Source organism: Sphaerotilus sp., from assembly GCF_034519685.1.
Lineage (GTDB): Bacteria > Pseudomonadota > Gammaproteobacteria > Burkholderiales > Burkholderiaceae_C > Sphaerotilus.
In genome coordinates this window covers 1,871,452-1,890,454 of record NZ_JAXHOF010000006.1, presented here as the reverse complement: position 1 = coordinate 1,890,454, position 19,003 = coordinate 1,871,452, and the positions used below count along the sequence as shown (strand labels likewise).

Here is a 19,003-nt window from a genome sequence, read left to right as displayed (position 1 = left end):
CACGCTCAGTACGTCGTCGAGTCACCGCCGTTGCCACCGCCGTCGCCCCGGTCATCGGTGCGGCGGCGCAGACGGGCCGCGGCCTGCCGGTTCTCGTCCAGCGTTCCCCAGTCGGAGGCCGGGAACGGCGGCATCGGCGACACCGGCTCGCCCTTGGCACGCTGGCGGGCGCTGGTGATGGCGTGGTGGGCATTCCAGGCGGCTTCCTGGGTCTGCTGCAGCATCTGGAAGGCGCTGACCACCTTCTGCAGCCGCTCGGCCTGCAGGCGCAATGCCTCGGCGGTCGACGCACTCTCGGCCGCCATGCTCGCGTTCTGCTGGTTCAGGCGGTCCAGCAGCACCACATCCTGCTCCGGCAGCGACGCCTGCGGACCGTTGAGCTGCGGCGGCTGACGGCGCAGCTCGACCAGATCGGTCATGCGCTGCACCGACACCACGATCGCGTCCATCGTCAGGTCGGCGTCCCGGGCGAGCTGACCGCCGAACTCGACCTTTTCCGCCGAGGCATGGACCAGCGCCTTGATCTCCTTGGCTGCGTTGGCCGCCCGCACCGCCAGCGCACGCACCTCGCCAGCCACCGTCGCGAAGCCCTTGCCCTTCTCGCCCGCCTGGGCCGCCTCGACCGCGGCATGCAGCGCCAGCAGGTTGGTCTGGAAGGCAATGTTGTCGATCTTGCCGATGATCTCGAAGATCTCGCGGCTGGTGGTGCGGATGTCCTCCATGTTGGCCACGACCTGCGAGACGACCTCGCCGCCGCGCTGCGCCGCCGTCACCGCCACGCTCAGCATCTCCTGCGCGGTGCGCACGGACACCTGCAGCGGCTGGTCGCCGTCGGCCAACGCGACCGTCGTGCCCGCCTGGACCGCCCCGGGCATGGCCGTCTCGGTGGAGGGCGCGGCCGCCTGCGCGGTGGCCACGGCGGCATCGTGCGCGGCGACCTGCAGACGGCGCCGGATGTCGGTCATGGCGCGCAGCAGGTGGCCGAACTCGTCTTGCTGGTGGGCCTCGGCCAGCGTGTGGTCTTCGCCGTCGGCCAGCCGCTCGGCAATGTCCACGGCCTGGTCCAGCGGCCACTTGATGCTGTCGATCAGCGTCCAGGCAATCAGCGAGCCGCCCAGCAAGGCCAGCGCACCGAGCGCGCCCAGCAGCAAGGTCCACTGCTGCTGCTGCGCCTGCCACTGCGCCAGCTGCTCTGCCGGCATGTGTGCAAACTGCATCAGTTGTGTGTTGTTGTCTTGCAGTGCATAGACGCCGAACAGGGTCAGCACCAGCATCAGTGCGATCAGGGCGCCAAAGCCCAGTCCCAGGCGGGTGGCCACCGTCAGGTCGGCAAGCAGGCGGCGGGTGTGGCGAAAGGCAAACATCGGGGACGGACTCCGGGTCTCTGGTCGATGCCCCGATTCTGTTCAAGGTCTACGTTTTGCGAAATACATCACGTCTCGTCACACCAGCGTCGAAATGCAAGAGCCTGCATGACGTGCCTGCGAGCAGGGGAGCCGGATCCCGCAATCCGTTCCTGAACGTGCCCTGTGGCGCCGAAAGTTGCAAATCCGACCCTCCATCCAGAGGTTTCGGGGGCCCGTGATCCAAGGTTTTGATGCCCCGCTCGGAGCGACTCGATCCCGTCAGCCTTCACACATTCGGTCGTACCACCTTGGCCTGCAGCGCTTCCTGCAGCATCTGGATGCTGTCCTGCAGATGCGAAGCGGTTTCTGCCGACCAGCCGGAACGATAACGTACCAGGCGCAGGCGTGCCAGCAGATCCTCTGCACGCTGGCGGATGAGCGTGCGCAATTCCACGCGGCCGAGCGGTGCGGGCTGCAGCAGCGTGCCGATCAGGCGGGTCGTGTGGTCGCGCTGCAGCGCGCGGCGCAGGGCGGGAATGTCGCCCCGCCCTGGCGCCAGATCGGCCCAGACCTCGGCGTCGATGCGCCGGTACAGCTCGGCCAGCGCCAGACTCTGCGCGGGCTCGCTCGCCTTGGCGGCGCCGTCGAGCAGGCGCACGGCCACCCCCTCGCTCATCAGCTGGGCCAGCACGCCGCGCTGCAGGTCCGACAGCTGGGTCTGCGGCAGGAAGTCCGTCGCCACGGCAGTGCCGCCGGCGAACAGGGCATCGGCACGCTCCAGATAGTCCGGCGCCAGCCGGCGTTGCAGGCCCGGCGAGACGCCCAGGCTGTCCGGCGAGAGCACCTCGCGGGCGAGCGTGTCGAGGGCCGCCCGCTGCTGGGCGGCGGGCACGGGCGTGAGCGGATCACGGCCGGTGCCGGGACCGTCTCGCAGGGTGCGCAGCCCGCCGATCTGGCGCAGCAGCGTGCCGCTGACCCGCGCCACGTCGCGCAGCGCATAGCCCACACCGCGCCGCAGCGTCGCATGGTCCGCCTGCGCCACCGGCCGGGCCTCCAGCCGGCGCAGCAGGTCACGCGCGATGGCGATGCGCTTGCGCGCGAACACCACCGGATCGCTGCCCAGGTCGCCCTGCAGCGACTCCGGGTCGAGCCCGAACAGGTTGTCCTCATCGGTGCCGTAGGCCAGCGCCGGCTCACTGCTGCGGCCGGCGATGCGCGCCAGCTCGGCGGTCTCCTGCTCGGCGGGCAGCGGGCGGTAGGCGTACTCGATCGCCCAGAGGTCGTAGGGGCCGAGCGTGGTCAGGAACGGTGCCACGGCGGGCTGACCGCGCCCCGGCAGGTTCACCGCCGAGTAGTCCATCACCGAGCCGGACAGCGCCTGGGTGCGCGTGAACTCGGGGTCGGAGAGCTGCGCTTCGCTGTAGACATGCGAGGCGCGGAAGTTGTGGCGCAGGCCGAGCGTGTGGCCGACCTCGTGCATCGTCACATCCTTGAGGTAGGCCTCGACGAAGGCCGTCGCTTCAGGCCCGGCCGGATCGGCGCCGTCGCGCAGGGCCAGCACGTCCAGCGCATAGCCCAGCTGCTCGCCCGCCAGATCCCCGTGTTCGCAGGCGGCATGCAGATCGAACGGACGGGCAAAACCGGCCGATGCCGCAGCGCCAGGACGCTCGCGCAAGGCGTCGCGGGCCTGCATCAGCGCCAGCCAGTCGTCTACGCCGGGGTGGGCCAGGATCTGTGACTGCAAGGTGCGGATGGCGCGTGAACTCAGGCTCTCGATGGCGATGTCGGCGTCCAGGATCTCGCCGCTGCGCGGGTCGACGTGCACCGGGCCGACCGCGCCGAACATCGCGCTGGCGTTGGTCATCCAGCGGACCGAGGCCACACCGGTGTCGAGCGTGTCGAAGGTCGCGTCGTCGGGCTGGACCTTGACGACGATGGCGTCCTTGAAACCGAGCGGCTCGAAGGCCTTGTTCCATTCCAGGATGCCGGCCGTGATCGGCGCCCGGTAGCGCTCGGGCACGCTGCGGTCGATCCAGTAGGTGATCGGCTTGACCGGCGGCGACAGCGCAGCGGCCGGATCCTGTTTCTCCAGGCGCCAGCGGTGGATGTGGCGCAGGCGCGGGGTGCGGGCGATGTCGTCGCTGTAATCGTCGACAGTGGTGAGGAAATGGCCGATGCGGGCATCGGCGGCGCGCGGCGCCATCGGCTTGTCGGGCAGGCGCGACAGCGAGTAGTGCAACTGCACGAAGAGGCTGCGCGCGTCCGGCAGCGTCTTCGGCACGCTCGGGACGACGGGCGCGCCGGGCTGGCCGACGCTCAGCGCGGCGGTGGCGAAATGGCTCTGCACCTGCACGACCAGCAAGTCGGGCTGGGCGCGCACCGCGGTGATGGCCGAGTTGCGCGGGTCGAGGCTGTAGCCTTGGCGGTACGTGCGCTGCAGCTGGGCGCCGATGCCGAGCATGTCGCCCAGGAACAGCGCGCTGGCATCGACCAGCACGGTCTTGCGGTCCGGGTGCGGCTGGCTGGCGACCACCGTGCTGGCCAGCAGACTGGGCGAGAACGCGGCGGCCACGGCGCGGGCCTCGGGCGTGCCGGCCTTGGCGACGTACTGCGCATTGCGGGCGATGAGCTGCACCTGGTTGTGGATGCGGCGGAACTCGACCCACTGCGCCTTGCCTGCGCCGGTGCGCCCGCCCATCAGGCCGCCGAGCACCCCGCCCTCGCCGATGCCGCCGGCGAGCTTGGGCGACAGGAACAGCGGCACATTGAAATCATGCGGCGACAGCTCCAGCCAGACCTTCTCGTCCTTCTGCCACGCGGTGATCATCCCACCGAAGCGGCGGGCGTCGCGGGTCACCAGCGCGAACGGCGGCAGCGGATTCGGGACGACGGGCGGGGTCGCAGCGGCCGGTGCACCGGCAGCGGGTGCGGTACCGGATGCGGCGCCTGCGGGTGCGCTGGCAGCACTGGACGGGCGGCTGGCAGCGGAAGCGGTGGGAGCCGCGCCCGGCGCCGACGCCGTCACAGCCGGCCCGTGGGCACAGCCGGTCAACGCCACCAGTGCGGCAGCCAGGGAGGTGAGAGAGCGCGGCGACATGCGGGTCCAGTGCAACGAAGGGCAACGAAGGGAGCCGCCGATTGTGGCCGCGCATGGCGAATCAGTCGGGCACGCGGTCCAGATCGCCCAGCCAGACCGTGGCTTCTGCATCGCTTGGCGCGCGCCAGTCGCCGCGCGGCGAAAGCGAGCCGCCCGAGCCGACCTTGGGCGCATTCGGTACACACGAGCGCTTGAACTGGCTCGTCTTGAAGAAGCGCCACAGGAAGGTGCGCAGATGGCGCTTGACCTCGGACAGCGGGTAGGCGTTGTGCGCGCCGATGCCCTCGGGCCAGCGGCCGGTCTGCGCGTCGCCCCAGGTGTGCAGCGCCAGGAAGGCCACCTTCGATGGGGCGAAGCCGAAACGCAGCGTGTAGTAGAGGTGGAAGTCCTGCAGCTCGTAGGGGCCGACGCTCGACTCGCTCGACTGCTGCGGCTGGCCGTCGGCGTTGCCAGGCACCAGTTCCGGGCTGATCTCGGTGTTCACCACATCGATCAGCGCCTGGCTGCAGTCCGCTCCGAACGCGCCCTGGCCCGCCACCCAGCGCACCAGGTGCTTGATGAGCGTCTTGGGCACGCTGGCGTTGACGTTGTAGTGCGACATGTGGTCGCCCACGCCGTAGGTGCACCAGCCCAGCGCCATCTCGCTCAGGTCGCCCGTGCCCACCACCATCGCGCCGTGGTGGTTGGCCAGGCGGAACAGGTGGCTGGTGCGCTCGCCGGCCTGGACGTTCTCGAAGGTGATGTCGTACTGCGGGTGGCCGTCGGCGAAGGGGTGGCCGATGTCCTGCAGCATCTGCTGGCAGCTCGGGCGGATGTCGATCGTTTCGGCCGTGCAGCCGATCGACGCCATCAGCCGCAGCGCCTGGTCCAGCGTGCGCCCGCTCGTCGCGTAGCCGGGCATCGTGTAGGCGAGGATGTTGGTGCGCGGCAGGCCGAGCCGATCCATCGTCCGCGCGCACACCAGCAGCGCGTGCGTCGAGTCCAGCCCGCCCGACACACCGATCACCAGCTTCTTCACGCCCGAAGACTGCAGCCGCTTGGCGAGACCTTGCACCTGGATCTGGAACACCTCCTCGCAGCGGGCGTCCCGGATGCGAGGATCGGACGGCACGTAGGGGAAGCGGTCCACCCAGCGCTGCAGCGGCAGCCGCTCGGCACCGGGCCGCTGCAGGGCCACGGCCACCGTGCGGAACGCCGCCACCTCGGCGCGGTGGCGGGCGGCGCTGGCGGCGAAGCTGGTCTGGCGCATGCGCTCGCGCGAGAGGCGCTCGGTGTCCACGTCGGCCGTGACGAGCTGGGCGTCGGCGCGGAAGCGCTCGGACTCGGCCAGCAGCGCGCCGTTCTCGCAGACCAGCGCGTGGCCATCCCAGGCCAGATCGGTCGTGGACTCGCCGTAGCCGGCCGAGCTGTAGAGATAGGCCGCCACACAGCGCGCCGACTGCTGCGCCACCAGCGCATGGCGGTACTCGGCCTTGCCGATGGTGACGTTCGACGCCGACAGGTTCACCAGCACCGTCGCCCCCGCCAGCGCTGCGAACGACGACGGCGGGATCGGCACCCACACGTCCTCGCAGATCTCGACGTGGAAGGTGAACAGCGGCGTGCGGAACAGCACCTGCGCGCCGAACGGCACCGTCTGGCCGCACACGGTCACCTCGGTGGAGACGGCGTGCTCGGCCGGGCTGAACTGGCGGGCCTCGTAGAACTCGCCGTAGTTGGGCAGGAAGGTCTTGGGCACGACACCCAGCAGCCGGCCGTCATGGACCACCGCCGCGACGTTGTAGAGCGCGTGGTCCACCCGCAGCGGCAGGCCCACGACCGCCACCGCATTCACCCCCGCCGACGCCGCGACCACCTCGGCCAGCGCCGCCTCGCAGCCGTCGAGCAGCGCCCGCTGGTGGAACAGGTCGTCGCAGGTGTAGGCCGACAAGCCCAGCTCGGGGAAGGCCACCAGCACAACGCCCTGCTCGGCGGCCTGGCGGTGCAGGGTGATGGTCTGCTGGGCGTTGTGCGCCGGGTCGGCGACGCGGCACACGGGGACGGCGACGGCGACGCGGGCGAAGCCGTGGGTGTAGAGGTTGAAGAAGGGCAACGGTAACGGCGATGGCGTTTGCGAATCCCGAAGGGTCACGGTGGAGGCTCCTGAATGCGTCATGGCAAGGGCATTGAATGGCGGCGTGAATAGAAGACGAATAGAAGATGAATAGAAAAGCTACCCCTCTGCCCTCACCCAGTTCTCGACGCGCAATCCGGCGATGCGCCGGAATTCCCGCTCAGTGTTCGTCACCAGCGTGGCGCCAAGGCTCAGTGCATGGACGGCGATCAGCAGGTCCATCGGGCCAATCCGCTCGCCTCGGCGCTGCAGATCCACCTTGGTTCGTGAATAGAAATCGACGACCTCTGCGCCCAGGGGCTGCACGGACAACTGACCCAGCAGCGCATCGACCCGGCCGGCGTAGTGGGTGCCGCTGGCGCGCAGGGCGCCAACACGCAATTCCATCGCGGTGACCACGCTGACCGCCAGATCCTGCGGCTCGAAATCGTTGAAGCGGGCCAGCACCTCGGGCGGGCGCGTCTTGATGACGTAGACGCAGAGGTTGGTGTCGAGCAGGATCATCGCGGAGTGCCGTGGTCGGTGCCGAACAGGTCGCTGCTGCGCTCGAACTCACCTTGGTCGGGGCGGGTGAAGCTGCCGTCGTCGTCCACCGGCAGGCGGTCGAACGCCTCGGCCAGCAGGTCGCCCAGCCGCTGACCGCGCTTGGGGGTCAGCAGCAGACCTTCGGGCGTGCGGCGGATGTAGACCTCGTCGGTGTCGAAGCGCAGATCCTTGGGGATGCGCACGGCCTGGCTGCGGCCGGACATGAAGACTCTGGCGGTGGTCATGGGTGGACTCCTTAGTCCCGAGATATACCGGGTGCATGATATCTTTTTCAATAGATTTGTTACAGATGGTCGCCGCCGATTCGGCACACTGACCGGCCGTTCAAACAAGACAGTCATGGGGAAATCATGAGCACGACGAAACTGATCACGATCGATGGCGTTCAGGTCTATGTGGAGGTCGAGGCGCTGGACCTGCCAGTGCCGGCCGATGCGACCGCACCGGGCACCCGCGGCATCGGCCAGCGCCGTAACGTGGAGCCTACCGGGGTGGCCGAGAAGCTTGGTGATGTCGGCGACCAATTGCGTGCTGCGATCAAATCGATCACCGGGCCGATGCACTCTGCATTGAAGGAGTTGCCGCCGGATGAATGGACGATCGAGCTGAACATCGGTTTCAAGGGCCAGGCGGGCATTCCGTGCATCACCAAGGGGGAAGCCAATGCCTCGGTGAAGGTCACGGCGAAGTGGAAGAAGTCGGGCGCGTGAGCCCATGCCACTACCGCCCAAGATCCTGTCGGTCTGGGGCAGCCCGGACGGGGATGACTTTCTAGGGTCGGCGAGCCTGCTGGATCGGGAGCATGTGCTGACGGTCAAGCACTTGTTCGTGGACTGCTGGGGGACTGGCCAGGATCTGAGACAGCGGATCTACGTGGGGGACGCTTCCTGCAAGAACGCCCACCGGCTCCGCGCTGATCTGCATGGCACCCATCCGCACCACGACGCGGCCATCGCCCGGCTGTCGGTGACTTGGCCCGATCCATTGCCGCCGGTTTGGTTGATGTCAGCACATCGCTCGCTGACACGGGCGCGGGTGTGTTTGCATGTGGTCAGCCCTGAGCTGCGCGAGTTCTACAGCGTTGGCAACTACGAGATTGGTGGACATGACACCACCCACCAAGAGTGGGAGCTGTCTCCGGAAACGGCGCAGGGTCACTCTGGCGGAATCATTGCGATTGATGGTGAGGTTGTCGGTTTGCTGTTCGGACGCATGCCGGGCCAGCCGCTGGCGCGGGCGGTGTGTGTTCATGATCTACACGACTGGCTACGGCGCCTCATTCCAGGCTGGGTCTGTGGCTCGTCGCATCTGGAGCAGCAATTCGCCGAAGGACTGGCGCGGATAGAGGTCTTGATCCGGGAGCGGCCTTCCCTGGGTGCGCTGTCCTGGGGACGTGACAACCTGAGGCCAGCAATGCTGCACAAGGCACTGGGCGATCTCAAACGGGCGATGGATTCGCTGATCGACAGCGCAGGAAAGGGGCAGCAGCAGTACCCGGAAAGGCTTCGAGAGGATTGCCTGACCTTGATCGGTGAGGTGGTCGAGCTGGCCTTCGACCGCGAGGCGTTGATGGCGTGGGCCAGGACGCAGGAAATCGCCCCGTTCAAGTCGGCAGGTCTGGCGGCCATCTGCCTGGTGCTGGCCAAGGGCCGCAAGGTCGGCCTCACCGTGGATGGTCTGAGCAATCACGAATTTCGGACCCGACGCACGGCATACGTCGAACAGGCGCTGACGCCGGGCTGTGGGCCGGATCGGCGGCAGGATATCGGCCGACAGTTCTATGCTCAGGTTTTCGCGCTGCCCCAAGGTGAGGCGCCATTGGATGAAGACGCACTGGACGATCTGAAGTACCGCATCGAAGAGGCGACCGAGGACGGGATGCCGTTCATCGTTGCCGGCAAGGCAGAGCGTCTGGACCAGGTGGGTGAGTTGCAGCGGCTTGCAGGGCTTTTCAGTGCCCAAGCAGTGGCGCGAACCGGCCAGCGCTCCTCCGATCTACCGCCGATGCTGCTGATCCCCGAGGGCAAGCTGCTGCAATCGTTGCTGCTGTGCCTGGAAGCCATACAGAGGATTCGATGACTGTTTCCCACCCCGACATTCCGGTCTACCCGACCGACACCGACATCCTCATCCCTGCCCAGGAAACCTGGCCCGAGACCATCCACCGCTTCGCCCCCGACGGCTTGGCGGCCACGGCCTTGTGTGCGGCCGAAGCATGTGGCCGGCCGCTGCTGATCCGTGGTGCGCCTGGTGTCGGCAAGAGCCAGGCCGCCCGCGCTGCTGCTGCTGCGGGCGCACGGCCCTTCGTCTCGGCCGTGATCGACAGCCGCACCCAGGCGCATGACCTGATGTGGCGGCTGGATGCGGTACGGCGGCTGGGCGATGCGCAGGTGCTCCAGTCCGGTCAGAAACTCAGACCCGAATCGGCGTACATCGAGCCGCAGGCGCTGTGGTGGGCGATCGACTGGGCAAGCGCGTGCCGGCAGATGGAGGCGTACTGCGTGGCGGCCGACATCGACCAGGCCCGGCAACCCAGCACACCCAAGGGCTGGACCCCAGACACCGGCCGCGCCCCGGTGCTGCTGCTCGACGAGATCGACAAGGCCGACCCGGACCTGCCGAACGCGCTGCTGGAGGTGTTGGCGAACGGGGGCTTTCGCCTGCCGTTCGCCGCGGCCGAGGTGACGGCCTCGCCGGGCCGGCATCCGCTCGTGGTCATCACGACGAACGAGGAGCGCGATCTGCCGCAGGCGTTCCTGCGCCGCTGTCTGATCCTGAAGCTGGAGTTGCCTGAGACCGAAGCGGCGTTCCTGACGTACATGCGGGAGATGGGCGAGCGGCACCAGCGATTCTGGGCGGGTCGCTGCGAGGTGCTCGACCGGGCAGCGCAGCGGCTGTGGTCGCAGCGCGAGGAGGGGCGGCGGCGCCACGAGTACCGGCCCGGCACCGCCGAGTTCCTCGATCTGGCGGGGGCGCTGGCCAATCTGTGGCCGGGGGACGCTGCCATGCAGAAACAGCAGCTCGACCTGCTGGAGCAGTTCACCTTCCACAAGACGCTGGCTGCGCCGCGCTGACGGGCTGACGCCATGGCCCGACGTCCGCGCTTGAACGACGGCGATCTGCTGCGCGCCTGGCACGCGCTGGCAGCGCATGAGCGGGATTCGGTGGCGCTGGCCTTGCAGTATTTCGGACGTGCCGCGCCAGAGGTGCCGCCGGCCGACGAGGAAATCGCGGCCGACACTGATCAGCCGTTGGTGGCGCCCCGACTGGAACCGCCTGAGCCGCCACTGCCGGCGGTAGCCGTCGAGCAGCAGGTATTCTGGCGCATCACCGAGATCCAGCACGAACCCTCGGAGGAGGATCCCCACCCGGTCGAATCGGTGGACGATGCCGTGTTCTGTTCGCCGCCGGATGCCGCCCCGCCGCCCCGCGAAGTCCCGTTGATGGCGTCGAGGGCGGTGATGGCTCGGCTGCGGCGCCACCTGGTGCGCGGGGTCGAGACGGATCGGCTGGATGTACTGGCGGCGGTACGCTGGATCGCGGATGGCCGGCCGCTGCACCGGCTGCCGCCGACCCGGCAGGCGCGGCTGCCCGGTGCGGTGCAGGTGGTGATCGAGGCGTCGGCCACGCTCGGGCCGCTGCGCCATGACTTCATTCCGGTGCTCGACCGGCTCGGACGCTGGCTCGGACCGCGGCGGCGGCTGTTGCGCGCCGACGGGTCGCCGCACTGGATTCGGGATGTGCGGGGGCGGCCCGCGGAGATCCGGACCGATGGCAGCCCGGTTGTGCTGTTGGGCGATGCGGGTTTGCTGGCGCAAGCGGGTGAGGCGGCGATGGAGCGCTGGGTGCAGCGAGGGCAGGCGCTGATGCAGGCGGGGCAGCGGCCCCTGCTGTTGCTGCCGGCCTCGGTGCAGCGAGTCGCGCCGGAGGTGGCGCGGGTGTTCGACGTGGTGGCGATGGAGGGCGACACGGCCGCGGCGCCTGTCGCCATGCCGGCGGAGGCGCTGGAAGACCCCGTGCGTGGGCTGCGGGCGGCGATCTTTGGCAACACCTACGTGCGGCCGGGGTTGCTACGGCGCTTGCGGCAGGCCGTGCGGCCGTGGTATCCGTGGCTGGATGCTGCGGCCGAGGCGCAGCTCTGGAATGACGCCGGGGTGGTGTCGAACATCAACGCCTGTGCGCTTTCAACCGAGCAGCGCCCGGCCGCGGAGGCCGATTTCGCTGCGTGGCCGGCTGCGCTGCGCGAGGCGGTGATCGAGGTGCATCTGGCGGAGCTGGCGTCGATGTCGCCGCTGGTGCGGGCCGAGTACGTGTTGTGGGTGTCGCGCCATGTACCGGCGGGGACGCGGCTGCGGCCGGTGCTGGACGAAGCGGTTCTGGCCACGGAGTGGCTGATGGCGCAGGCCGGGGCGCGGCTGCAAGCCGGCGACGACAGGATGGCGCGGGAGCTGGAGGCGCATCTGCTCGACTTTGGCGAGCGCAGTGCGCCATTGCTGGCGCAGGGCAGCGAGGCGGTGCAGCGGGCGTGGGTGATGGCGTGGCGGCGAAGCGCGCAGCCGAGGGACGAGGCCCATCTGCCGGCGGGGCTGCGGCTGGAACGGCTCGGCGGGTTGATGCGGCCGATGCTGGGGACACAGGCGCTGGAACTGCGGGTCCAGCAGTGCGGCCAGGGCGTCGAGGTGCGTGTGGACTTGGCTGAGGCCGGTGGTGTCACAGGGGCAGCGCTGCATCGCACGGAAGGGGTGCCGCTGTGGCAGGTGGACGGCGCAGAGGTCCGGCGGGTCGGGGATCGGGTGGAGCGGTCGAGTCGCGCGGGGTTTGAGGTTCGCTTGGGGACGGATCGTGTGCGGGTGGAATCGTTTGTTCGGCCGGAGTGGGCTGAGTCGATCGAGTTCGATCAAGATCGATGGGCTGGCCGAACTGTCGAAGGTCGCGAATTGATCTGGGTGCCAAGGCAGCGTGTCGAAGTAGTCGGTGGTGTCGGCGCGAGTGGCTTTGTCATTCCGAATGGGGCTTGGCGATCTGTGCGTGGTTCGCACCAAATTGTCAAACCTCCATGGGCAATCCGTTTCGGGGCTGACGAGTTCGGTGAATGGGACGAGTTTGAGGTTCGTGGTGTCACGCAGCGTATGCGCTGGATCGCCCCCGGCGAGTTCCTGATGGGTTCTCCCGAAGAAGAAATCGATCGCTTCAACGACGAACGCCAGCACCCTGTCCTGATCACCAAAGGCTACTGGCTCGCCGACACCGCCTGTACGCAGGAACTCTGGGAAGTAGTGATGGGCGAGAACCCGAGCAACTTCAAAGACAACCTGCAAAACCCGGTGGAGCGGGTGAGCTGGAACGACATCACGCAGAAGTTCCTGCCGCGCCTGAACAAGCTGGTGCCGGGGCTGAACCTGACGTTGCCGACGGAAGCTCAATGGGAATACGCCTGTCGGGCCGGCACCCAGACAAGGTATTCATTCGGGGACGAGATCAATCAGGAGCAGGTGAATTTCGATGGGAAGCGCGGAAAGACGGTGCCGGTAAGGGAGCTTCCCGCCAACCCGTGGGGGCTGCACCAGATGCAAGGCAATGTGTGGGAGTGGTGCCTGGACGAATTGGCTGCGTATCCCGAAGGAACCTCGATAGACCCAGTTTTCCATCAGGACAAAAAAGAAGAAGGTAGCCGGCGGGTGCTTCGCGGCGGGTGCTGGCTCAGCGACGGCGGACTATGCCGCTCCGCCCGCCGCCTCGCGTTCGTACCGGGTCTTCGCGACCGCTTCATCGGCCTCCGTCTGGCCCGAGTGGCTGAACAGCCGGGGGCTGGATGGACGGAGCAGCCGAACGAATCCCGGAGTTGGACAAAGACGGCATCGACGCTGTGGTCGAACCTGAGCATGGGCTTTGGCCTGCGCAACAAGAAGGACAAGAAGTGACGCCGCCATGGTTTTGCCCCCCTCGCCCGCTGGCGGGAGAGGGGAGAAAGACACTGCAGCGATGCCTGCATTGAATCAGCTCCCACCCGTCATCCCCTTCCGCTGGGCCTGCACCTACGGCGAAGACCGCACCGGGCTGTGGCAGGCGTTCGAGGTCGCGGGGGTGCGGCAGGTGATGCGCTGGATTCCGCCGGGGGAGTTCCTGATGGGATCGCCCGAGAGCGAGGCAGAGCGATCCGACGATGAACGTCAGCACCGTGTCGTGCTGACCGAAGGGTTCTGGCTCGCGGATACCGCCTGCACACAAGCGCTGTGGCAAGCGGTGATGGGTGACAACCCCAGCGGGTTCAAGGACGATCCGCAAAACCCGGTCGAGCAAGTGAGCTGGCTGGACATCACCGAAAAGTTTCTCCCGAAGCTCAACGCGCTGGCACCGGGTCTGGATCTCGTGCTGCCCACCGAAGCGCAGTGGGAATACGCCTGCCGAGCGGGGACGACGACACCGTTTTCGTTTGGCGAGCAGATCACCACAGATCAGGTGAACTACAACGGGAACTATCCGTATGCAGGCGGCAAGAAGGGTGAGTACCGCAACAAGACAGTTCCAGTGAAGGCGCTGCCGGCCAACCCATGGGGGCTGTACCAGATGCACGGCAACGTGTGGGAGTGGTGTGTGGACGAGTACGCTGAATATCCTGAAGGGACGGTGGAAAATCCAGTTGTCCATCAAGACAAACAAGAAAGTCGCCGGCGGGTGCTTCGCGGCGGGGGCTGGATTTCCGGCGGCGGGCGCTGCCGCTCCGCCGACCGCGACGCGAGCGGGCCGCTTGTTCGGGGCAGCCGCATCGGCTTCCGTCTGGCTCGACGGGCTTGCTGACCAGCCAGACCAGCACAGGAATTTTTGTATTGCCAGCCGGAGGCTGGCGGGGCGGAGGCCCGCAGAGTTCCTCAAGGACATGCGGGAACGGTTCCGCAAAGACAAGCCATGATCGTCGCTGCTTGGCTCCACACCGCACTACCGCAGCATCATGACCTGTTCCAGACCCTAGAATCAGCCCCATCCAACACCCTCGGAACCGATCATGGCCCACACCATCCTAGCCTCGACCACGGCCAGCATCTCCGAACTGAAGCGCAACCCGATGGCCACCGTGGCGGCAGGTGAAGGCGCTCCCGTGGTCATCCTCAACCGCAACGAGCCGACGTTCTACTGCGTGCCGGCCCTGGCCTACGAGGCATTGCTGGAGCGTCTGGAAGACCTGGAACTCAACGCGCTGGTCTCCGCCCGTCTGGCCGCCGGCGAAGCACCGATCCCGGTGTCGCTCGATGACCTATGAGCTGGCCTTCCTGCCGGTCGCGCTGGCCGAGTGGAAGCAGCTTGATGGGTCGGTGCGCGAGGTCTTGAAGAAGAAGCTGGCCGAGCGGCTGGAGAACCCGCATGTGCCCGCCGCACGCCTGCATGGGCAGCGAGACCGCTACAAGATCAAGCTGCGCGATGCCGGATACCGACTGGTGTACGAGGTGCGCGACAACGTGATGGTGCTGCTGGTGATCGCGGTGGGCAAGCGAGAACGGGACGCGGTGTACAAGGCGGCGGCGAAGCGGTCAGGGCGCGGTTGAAGGCCGAGTCTGTCTCTCCTGCCCACTACACTGCCCCGATGCACACCCCACCCTCCCGCCGTCGCCTCCCGATCGGCATCCAGACCTTCCGCGAGATCCGGGAAGACGGCTGCTACTACGTGGACAAGACGGGCTTGGCGATCGACCTGATCGAGTCGCCGGGCACGGCGTTTTTGCTGAGCCGGCCGAGGCGCTTCGGCAAGAGCCTGCTGGTGGACACGCTCAAGGAGCTGTTCGAGGGCAACCGGGCGCTGTTCACCGGGCTGGCGGCCGAGGCGCGCTGGGACTGGTCGCGGCGGTACCCGGTGATCCGCATCAGCTTCGGCGGCGGCGTGGCCCACACGGCGAGCCAGTTCGGCTACCGCGTCCAGTCCAACCTGCAGGCCAACCGCACCGCGCTGGGTCTGCCCCGCCCGCCGAGACTGCCGCCGGATGACGTGGCCGGCGACCTGATGGACATGATCGTGCAGGCCCATGCAGCGCATGGCGAGCGTGTCGTCGTGCTGATCGACGAATATGACAAGCCGATCCTGGACAACATCCAAGACCCCGAACGCGCCCGCGAGATGCGCGAAGGCCTGAAGAACCTGTACTCGGTGCTCAAGGACGCCGACGCACACCTGAAATTCGTCTTCCTGACCGGCGTGTCCAAGTTCAGCAAGGTCAGCCTGTTCTCCGGCCTGAACCACCTGACGGACCTCACGCTGCAGCCGCGCTGGAGCGCCCTGTGCGGCTACACCGACCACGACCTGGACACCGTGTTCGCGCCTGAGCTGCCGGGACTGGACCGCGACGAGATCCGCCGCTGGTACAACGGCTACAACTGGCGCGGCGAGTCGGTCTACAACCCCTTCGACGTGCTGCTGCTGTTCCGCAAGCGGCAGTTCATGCCGTACTGGTTCGAGACGGGCACGCCGACCTTCCTGGTGAAACTGCTGACCGAGCGCCGGGAGTTCACGCCGAACCTGGGCCGGATGATGGCGTCGGGCACGCTGCTGTCCACCTTCGACGTGGACACGATCCCGACCGAATCGCTGATGTTCCAGGCGGGTTACCTGACGATCGCCTCGGAACGCATCCGGCCGGGGCAGATCGACTTCCAGCTCAAATACCCGAACCAGGAGGTGCAGGCGAGTCTGAACGACGTGCTGCTGCAGTCGCTCTCAGGCGATGTGTCGGTGCCGGGGCGGCAGATCAGCCGGCTGTGGGATCTGCTGGAAGCGGGTGACCCACTGGCGCTGCGGGATCTGTTCCATGCCTTCTTCGCCAGCATCCCGAACGACTGGTACCGCAACAGCCCGATTGCGCAGTTCGAGGGCTACTGGGCCAGCATCTTCTACAGCCACTTCGCCGCGCTGGGGCTCGACATCCGGGTCGAGGACACGACGAACAAGGGCCGCATCGACATGGTCGTGCTGGCGTGCGGCGCGGTGTGGATCTTCGAGTTCAAGGTGGTGGAACTGGTGCCGGAAGGCCGCGCCATCGAGCAGATCCGCGCGAAGGGCTACGCCGAGAAGTACCGCGACCGAGGCGAGCCGATCCACCTGATCGGCGTCGAGTTCAGCCGCGTGGAGCGCAATCTGGTGGCGTTCGATGTGGAAACGCTGAGCACATGAGCACGAACAGGACCATGACCACCAGACGCCGCCTCCCCATCGGCATCCAGACCTTCCGCGAGATCCGGGAAGACGGTTGCTACTACGTGGACAAGACCGGCCTGGCGATCGACCTGATCGAGTCGGGCAAGGCGTTCTTCCTGAGCCGGCCGAGGCGCTTCGGCAAGAGCCTGCTGGTGGACACGCTCAAGGAGCTGTTCGAGGGCAACCGGGTGCTGTTCACCGGGCTGGCGGCCGAGACGCGCTGGGACTGGTCGCGGCGGCTCCCGGTGATCCGGATCGACTTCGGCGACGGCGTGCTGCACGGCCGCGCGGAACTCGATCGACGCATCCTCGACCAGTTGCGCGTCAACCGCGAGGCGCTGGGCGTGCCCGTGCTGACGGGGCCGCAAGCGGATGACGTGGCCGGTCAGTTCGGTGAGCTCATCCGGCAGGCGCACGCGAGCACGAGCGAGCGCGTGGTGGTGCTGATCGATGAATACGACAAGCCCATCCTCGACAACATCGACCGGCCTGAGACAGCGCGGGAGATGCGCGAGGGGCTGAAGAACCTCTATTCGGTCTTGAAGGGCGCCGACGCGCACCTGAAGTTCGTCTTCCTGACCGGCGTGTCCAAGTTCAGCAAGGTCAGCCTGTTCTCGGGCCTGAACCACCTCACCGACATCACGCTCGATCCCGAGTACAGCGCCCTGTGCGGCTACACCGACGAGGATCTGGACACCGTGTTCGCGCCCGAGCTGCCGGGGCTCGATCGGGACGAGATCCGCCGCTGGTACAACGGCTACAACTGGCGCGGCGAGTCGGTCTACAACCCCTTCGACGTGCTGCTGCTGTTCCGCAAGCGGCAGTTCATGCCGTACTGGTTCGAGACGGGCACGCCGACCTTCCTGGTGAAACTGCTGACCGAGCGCCGCGAGTTCACGCCGAACCTGGGGCGGATGATGGCGTCGGGCACGCTGCTGTCCACCTTCGACGTGGACACGATCCCGACCGAATCGCTGATGTTCCAGGCGGGTTACCTGACGATCGCGTCGGAACGCATCCGGCCGGGGCAGATCGACTTCCAGCTCAAGTACCCGAACCAGGAAGTGCAGGCCAGCCTGAACGACGTGCTGCTGCAGTCGCTCTCAGGCGATGTGTCGGTGCCGGGGCGGCAGATCAGCCGGCTGTGGGATCTGCTGGAGGCGGGTGACCCGCTGGCGCTGCGCGACCTGTTCCACGCCTTCTTCGCCAGCATCCCGAACGACTGGTACCGCAACAGCTCGATTGCGCAGTTCGAGGGCTACTGGGCCAGCATCTTCTACAGCCACTTCGCCGCGCTGGGCCTGGACATCCGCGTCGAAGACACGACGAACAAGGGTCGCATCGACATGGTCGTGCTGGCGTGCGGCGCGGTGTGGATCTTCGAGTTCAAGGTGGTGGAACTGGTGCCGGAAGGCCGCGCCATCGAGCAGATCCGCGCGAAGGGCTACGCCGAGAAATACCGCGACCGGGGCGAGCCGGTCCACCTGATCGGCGTCGAGTTCAGCCGCGTGGAGCGCAACCTTGTCGCGTTCGATGTGGAGACCCTGCCCCGATGACCGCCACGCTCACCCTGCACGAAGACCCCACCACGCTCGACGCCGACGCCTGGAACGCCCTGCTCGCCGCCTGCCCCGCGCCGACGCCCTTCCTGCGCCACGAATTCCTCGCCGCGCTGCACACCAGCGGCAGCGCCGTGACCCGCACCGGCTGGCAGCCCGTCTTCCTGACGCTGGCCGACCCCGACGGCACGCTGCAGGCAGCCGCCGCGCTCTACCTGAAAAGCCATTCCTACGGCGAATACGTCTTCGACTGGGCCTGGGCGGATGCGTGGCAGCGGGCCGGGCAGCGGTATTACCCCAAGCTGCTCGGCGCGGTGCCGTTCACGCCGGTGCCCGGCTCCCGGCTGCTGGCGCGCTCGGACGCGGCGCGGGCCACGCTGCTGCAGGCCATCGAGACCTTTGCCCGCGACCAGGGGCTGTCGTCGGCGCACCTGCTGTTCCTCGACGAGGCCGACCGCGCGGCGGCGCAGGCGCAGGGCTGGCTGCTGCGCGAGGGTGTGCAGTTCCACTGGTCGAACCGCACGCCCGAGCCGTATGCCGACTTCGCCGATTTCCTCGCCAGCCTGACCCGCGACAAGCGCAAGAAGATGCAGCAGGAGCGGCGCTACGTGCGCGAGGCGGGCGTGACGTTCGAGGCGCTGCACGGGGCGGCGATCGGCGAGGACGACTGGGACTACTTCTACCGCTGCTACGACACCACCTACCGCGAACACCACTCGACGCCCTACCTGACGCGGGCGTTCTGGGCCGAGGTGGCGCGCACGATGCCCGCGCACTGGCTGCTGTTCATCGCCCGGCGCGGCGGGGAGCGGATCGCGGCGTCGCTGGTGGCGCTCGATCCGGCGCAGCGCGTGGCCTACGGGCGTTACTGGGGCTGCACTGAGTCGGTCCCGCACCTGCACTTCGCCGCCTGTTACCACGAGCCGCTGGACTGGTGCGTGCGCGAGGGCTTCGCCCGGTTCGAGGGCGGCGCACAGGGCGAGCACAAGATGGCGCGCGGGCTGCTGCCGGTGAAGACCACCTCGGCCCACTGGCTGCGGCACCCCGGCTTCGCGGACGCGGTGGCGCGCTTTCTGGACGAGGAGACCGCCGGGATCGGGGCGTATGTGGACGAGCTGCGGGGGCGCAATCCGTTCAAGGGCGAACCCTGAATCCGCGTGG

15 protein-coding genes are annotated in these 19,003 nt (G+C 67.7%); 10 read left to right on the top strand and 5 right to left on the bottom strand.

Going from position 1 to position 19,003, the window contains the following annotated elements; translation table 11 throughout:
* Nucleotides 1-5: 5 nt before the first annotated feature.
* The 5 genes from U5O44_RS19540 to U5O44_RS19520 all read right to left on the bottom strand — a co-directional run bounded on the left by U5O44_RS19540 (nt 6) and on the right by U5O44_RS19520 (nt 7,326).
* Nucleotides 6-1,364: a methyl-accepting chemotaxis protein gene (locus tag U5O44_RS19540; RefSeq protein WP_322590061.1), complete on the bottom strand. Its 1,359-nt coding sequence runs from the start codon at nt 1,362-1,364 to the stop codon at nt 6-8.
* 268 nt (nt 1,365-1,632) lie between these two features.
* A complete protein-coding gene (locus U5O44_RS19535) occupies nt 1,633-4,443 on the bottom strand; it encodes a zinc-dependent metalloprotease (protein ID WP_322590060.1) in 2,811 nt (936 codons plus the stop codon).
* 61 nt (nt 4,444-4,504) lie between these two features.
* On the bottom strand, nt 4,505-6,535 hold the full coding sequence (locus U5O44_RS19530) for an NAD(+) synthase (protein ID WP_416222200.1): 2,031 nt from the start codon (nt 6,533-6,535) through the stop codon (nt 4,505-4,507).
* A gap of 120 nt (nt 6,536-6,655) precedes the next feature.
* Nucleotides 6,656-7,060 carry a PIN domain-containing protein gene (locus U5O44_RS19525; RefSeq protein WP_322590058.1) on the bottom strand — a complete coding sequence of 135 codons (405 nt, stop codon included), beginning with the start codon at nt 7,058-7,060 and terminating at the stop codon, nt 6,656-6,658.
* Nucleotides 7,057-7,326: an antitoxin gene (locus U5O44_RS19520; protein WP_322590057.1), complete on the bottom strand. Its 270-nt coding sequence runs from the start codon at nt 7,324-7,326 to the stop codon at nt 7,057-7,059. Before U5O44_RS19520 ends, U5O44_RS19525 begins: the two co-directional genes overlap by 4 nt.
* Before the next feature lie 126 nt (nt 7,327-7,452).
* On the opposite strand from U5O44_RS19520, the gene U5O44_RS19515 reads away from it, so the two are divergent.
* The 10 genes from U5O44_RS19515 to U5O44_RS19470 all read left to right on the top strand — a co-directional run bounded on the left by U5O44_RS19515 (nt 7,453) and on the right by U5O44_RS19470 (nt 18,993).
* The gene (locus tag U5O44_RS19515; protein ID WP_322590056.1) at nt 7,453-7,812 is read left to right on the top strand and encodes a CU044_2847 family protein; all 360 of its coding nucleotides are present in this window, start codon (nt 7,453-7,455) and stop codon (nt 7,810-7,812) included.
* Between the two features lie 4 nt (nt 7,813-7,816).
* Entirely contained in the window at nt 7,817-9,181 is a 1,365-nt protein-coding gene (locus tag U5O44_RS19510) for a serine protease family protein (RefSeq protein ID WP_322590055.1), read from the top strand.
* Complete coding sequence (locus tag U5O44_RS19505; protein WP_322590054.1) at nt 9,178-10,176, top strand: AAA family ATPase; 999 nt, start codon at nt 9,178-9,180, stop codon at nt 10,174-10,176. The genes U5O44_RS19510 and U5O44_RS19505 overlap by 4 nt, the downstream gene beginning before the upstream one ends.
* A gap of 12 nt (nt 10,177-10,188) precedes the next feature.
* Nucleotides 10,189-13,023, top strand: coding sequence for a formylglycine-generating enzyme family protein (locus U5O44_RS19500; protein WP_322590053.1), 2,835 nt, complete (start codon nt 10,189-10,191; stop codon nt 13,021-13,023).
* Between the two features lie 61 nt (nt 13,024-13,084).
* On the top strand, nt 13,085-13,900 hold the full coding sequence (locus tag U5O44_RS19495) for a formylglycine-generating enzyme family protein (RefSeq protein ID WP_322590052.1): 816 nt from the start codon (nt 13,085-13,087) through the stop codon (nt 13,898-13,900).
* Nucleotides 13,901-14,105: 205 nt separating this feature from the next.
* Nucleotides 14,106-14,360 carry a type II toxin-antitoxin system Phd/YefM family antitoxin gene (locus U5O44_RS19490; RefSeq protein WP_322590051.1) on the top strand — a complete coding sequence of 85 codons (255 nt, stop codon included), beginning with the start codon at nt 14,106-14,108 and terminating at the stop codon, nt 14,358-14,360.
* Nucleotides 14,350-14,643, top strand: coding sequence for a type II toxin-antitoxin system RelE family toxin (locus U5O44_RS19485; protein WP_322590050.1), 294 nt, complete (start codon nt 14,350-14,352; stop codon nt 14,641-14,643). Before U5O44_RS19490 ends, U5O44_RS19485 begins: the two co-directional genes overlap by 11 nt.
* A 38-nt stretch (nt 14,644-14,681) precedes the next feature.
* Entirely contained in the window at nt 14,682-16,259 is a 1,578-nt protein-coding gene (locus U5O44_RS19480; RefSeq protein WP_322590049.1) for an ATP-binding protein, read from the top strand.
* 14 nt (nt 16,260-16,273) lie between these two features.
* Entirely contained in the window at nt 16,274-17,839 is a 1,566-nt protein-coding gene (locus U5O44_RS19475; RefSeq protein WP_322590048.1) for an ATP-binding protein, read from the top strand.
* On the top strand, nt 17,836-18,993 hold the full coding sequence (locus U5O44_RS19470) for a GNAT family N-acetyltransferase (protein ID WP_322590047.1): 1,158 nt from the start codon (nt 17,836-17,838) through the stop codon (nt 18,991-18,993). The genes U5O44_RS19475 and U5O44_RS19470 overlap by 4 nt, the downstream gene beginning before the upstream one ends.
* The last annotated feature ends 10 nt before the right edge of the window (nt 18,994-19,003 follow it).

Bases quoted from the DNA above. Each gene is read 5' to 3' on its own strand.
- U5O44_RS19495 (WP_322590052.1), top strand. From the start codon at position 13,085: ATGCCTGCATTGAATCAGCTCCCACCCGTCATCCCCTTCCGCTGGGCC.
- U5O44_RS19490 (WP_322590051.1), top strand. From the start codon at position 14,106: ATGGCCCACACCATCCTAGCCTCGACCACGGCCAGCATCTCCGAACTG.
- U5O44_RS19510 (WP_322590055.1), top strand. From the start codon at position 7,817: ATGCCACTACCGCCCAAGATCCTGTCGGTCTGGGGCAGCCCGGACGGG.
- U5O44_RS19480 (WP_322590049.1), top strand. From the start codon at position 14,682: ATGCACACCCCACCCTCCCGCCGTCGCCTCCCGATCGGCATCCAGACC.
- U5O44_RS19525 (WP_322590058.1), bottom strand. From the start codon at position 7,060: ATGATCCTGCTCGACACCAACCTCTGCGTCTACGTCATCAAGACGCGC.
- U5O44_RS19485 (WP_322590050.1), top strand. From the start codon at position 14,350: ATGACCTATGAGCTGGCCTTCCTGCCGGTCGCGCTGGCCGAGTGGAAG.
- U5O44_RS19505 (WP_322590054.1), top strand. From the start codon at position 9,178: ATGACTGTTTCCCACCCCGACATTCCGGTCTACCCGACCGACACCGAC.
- U5O44_RS19470 (WP_322590047.1), top strand. From the start codon at position 17,836: ATGACCGCCACGCTCACCCTGCACGAAGACCCCACCACGCTCGACGCC.
- U5O44_RS19515 (WP_322590056.1), top strand. From the start codon at position 7,453: ATGAGCACGACGAAACTGATCACGATCGATGGCGTTCAGGTCTATGTG.
- U5O44_RS19535 (WP_322590060.1), bottom strand. From the start codon at position 4,443: ATGTCGCCGCGCTCTCTCACCTCCCTGGCTGCCGCACTGGTGGCGTTG.
- U5O44_RS19475 (WP_322590048.1), top strand. From the start codon at position 16,274: ATGACCACCAGACGCCGCCTCCCCATCGGCATCCAGACCTTCCGCGAG.
- U5O44_RS19520 (WP_322590057.1), bottom strand. From the start codon at position 7,326: ATGACCACCGCCAGAGTCTTCATGTCCGGCCGCAGCCAGGCCGTGCGC.
- U5O44_RS19500 (WP_322590053.1), top strand. From the start codon at position 10,189: ATGGCCCGACGTCCGCGCTTGAACGACGGCGATCTGCTGCGCGCCTGG.
- U5O44_RS19540 (WP_322590061.1), bottom strand. From the start codon at position 1,364: ATGTTTGCCTTTCGCCACACCCGCCGCCTGCTTGCCGACCTGACGGTG.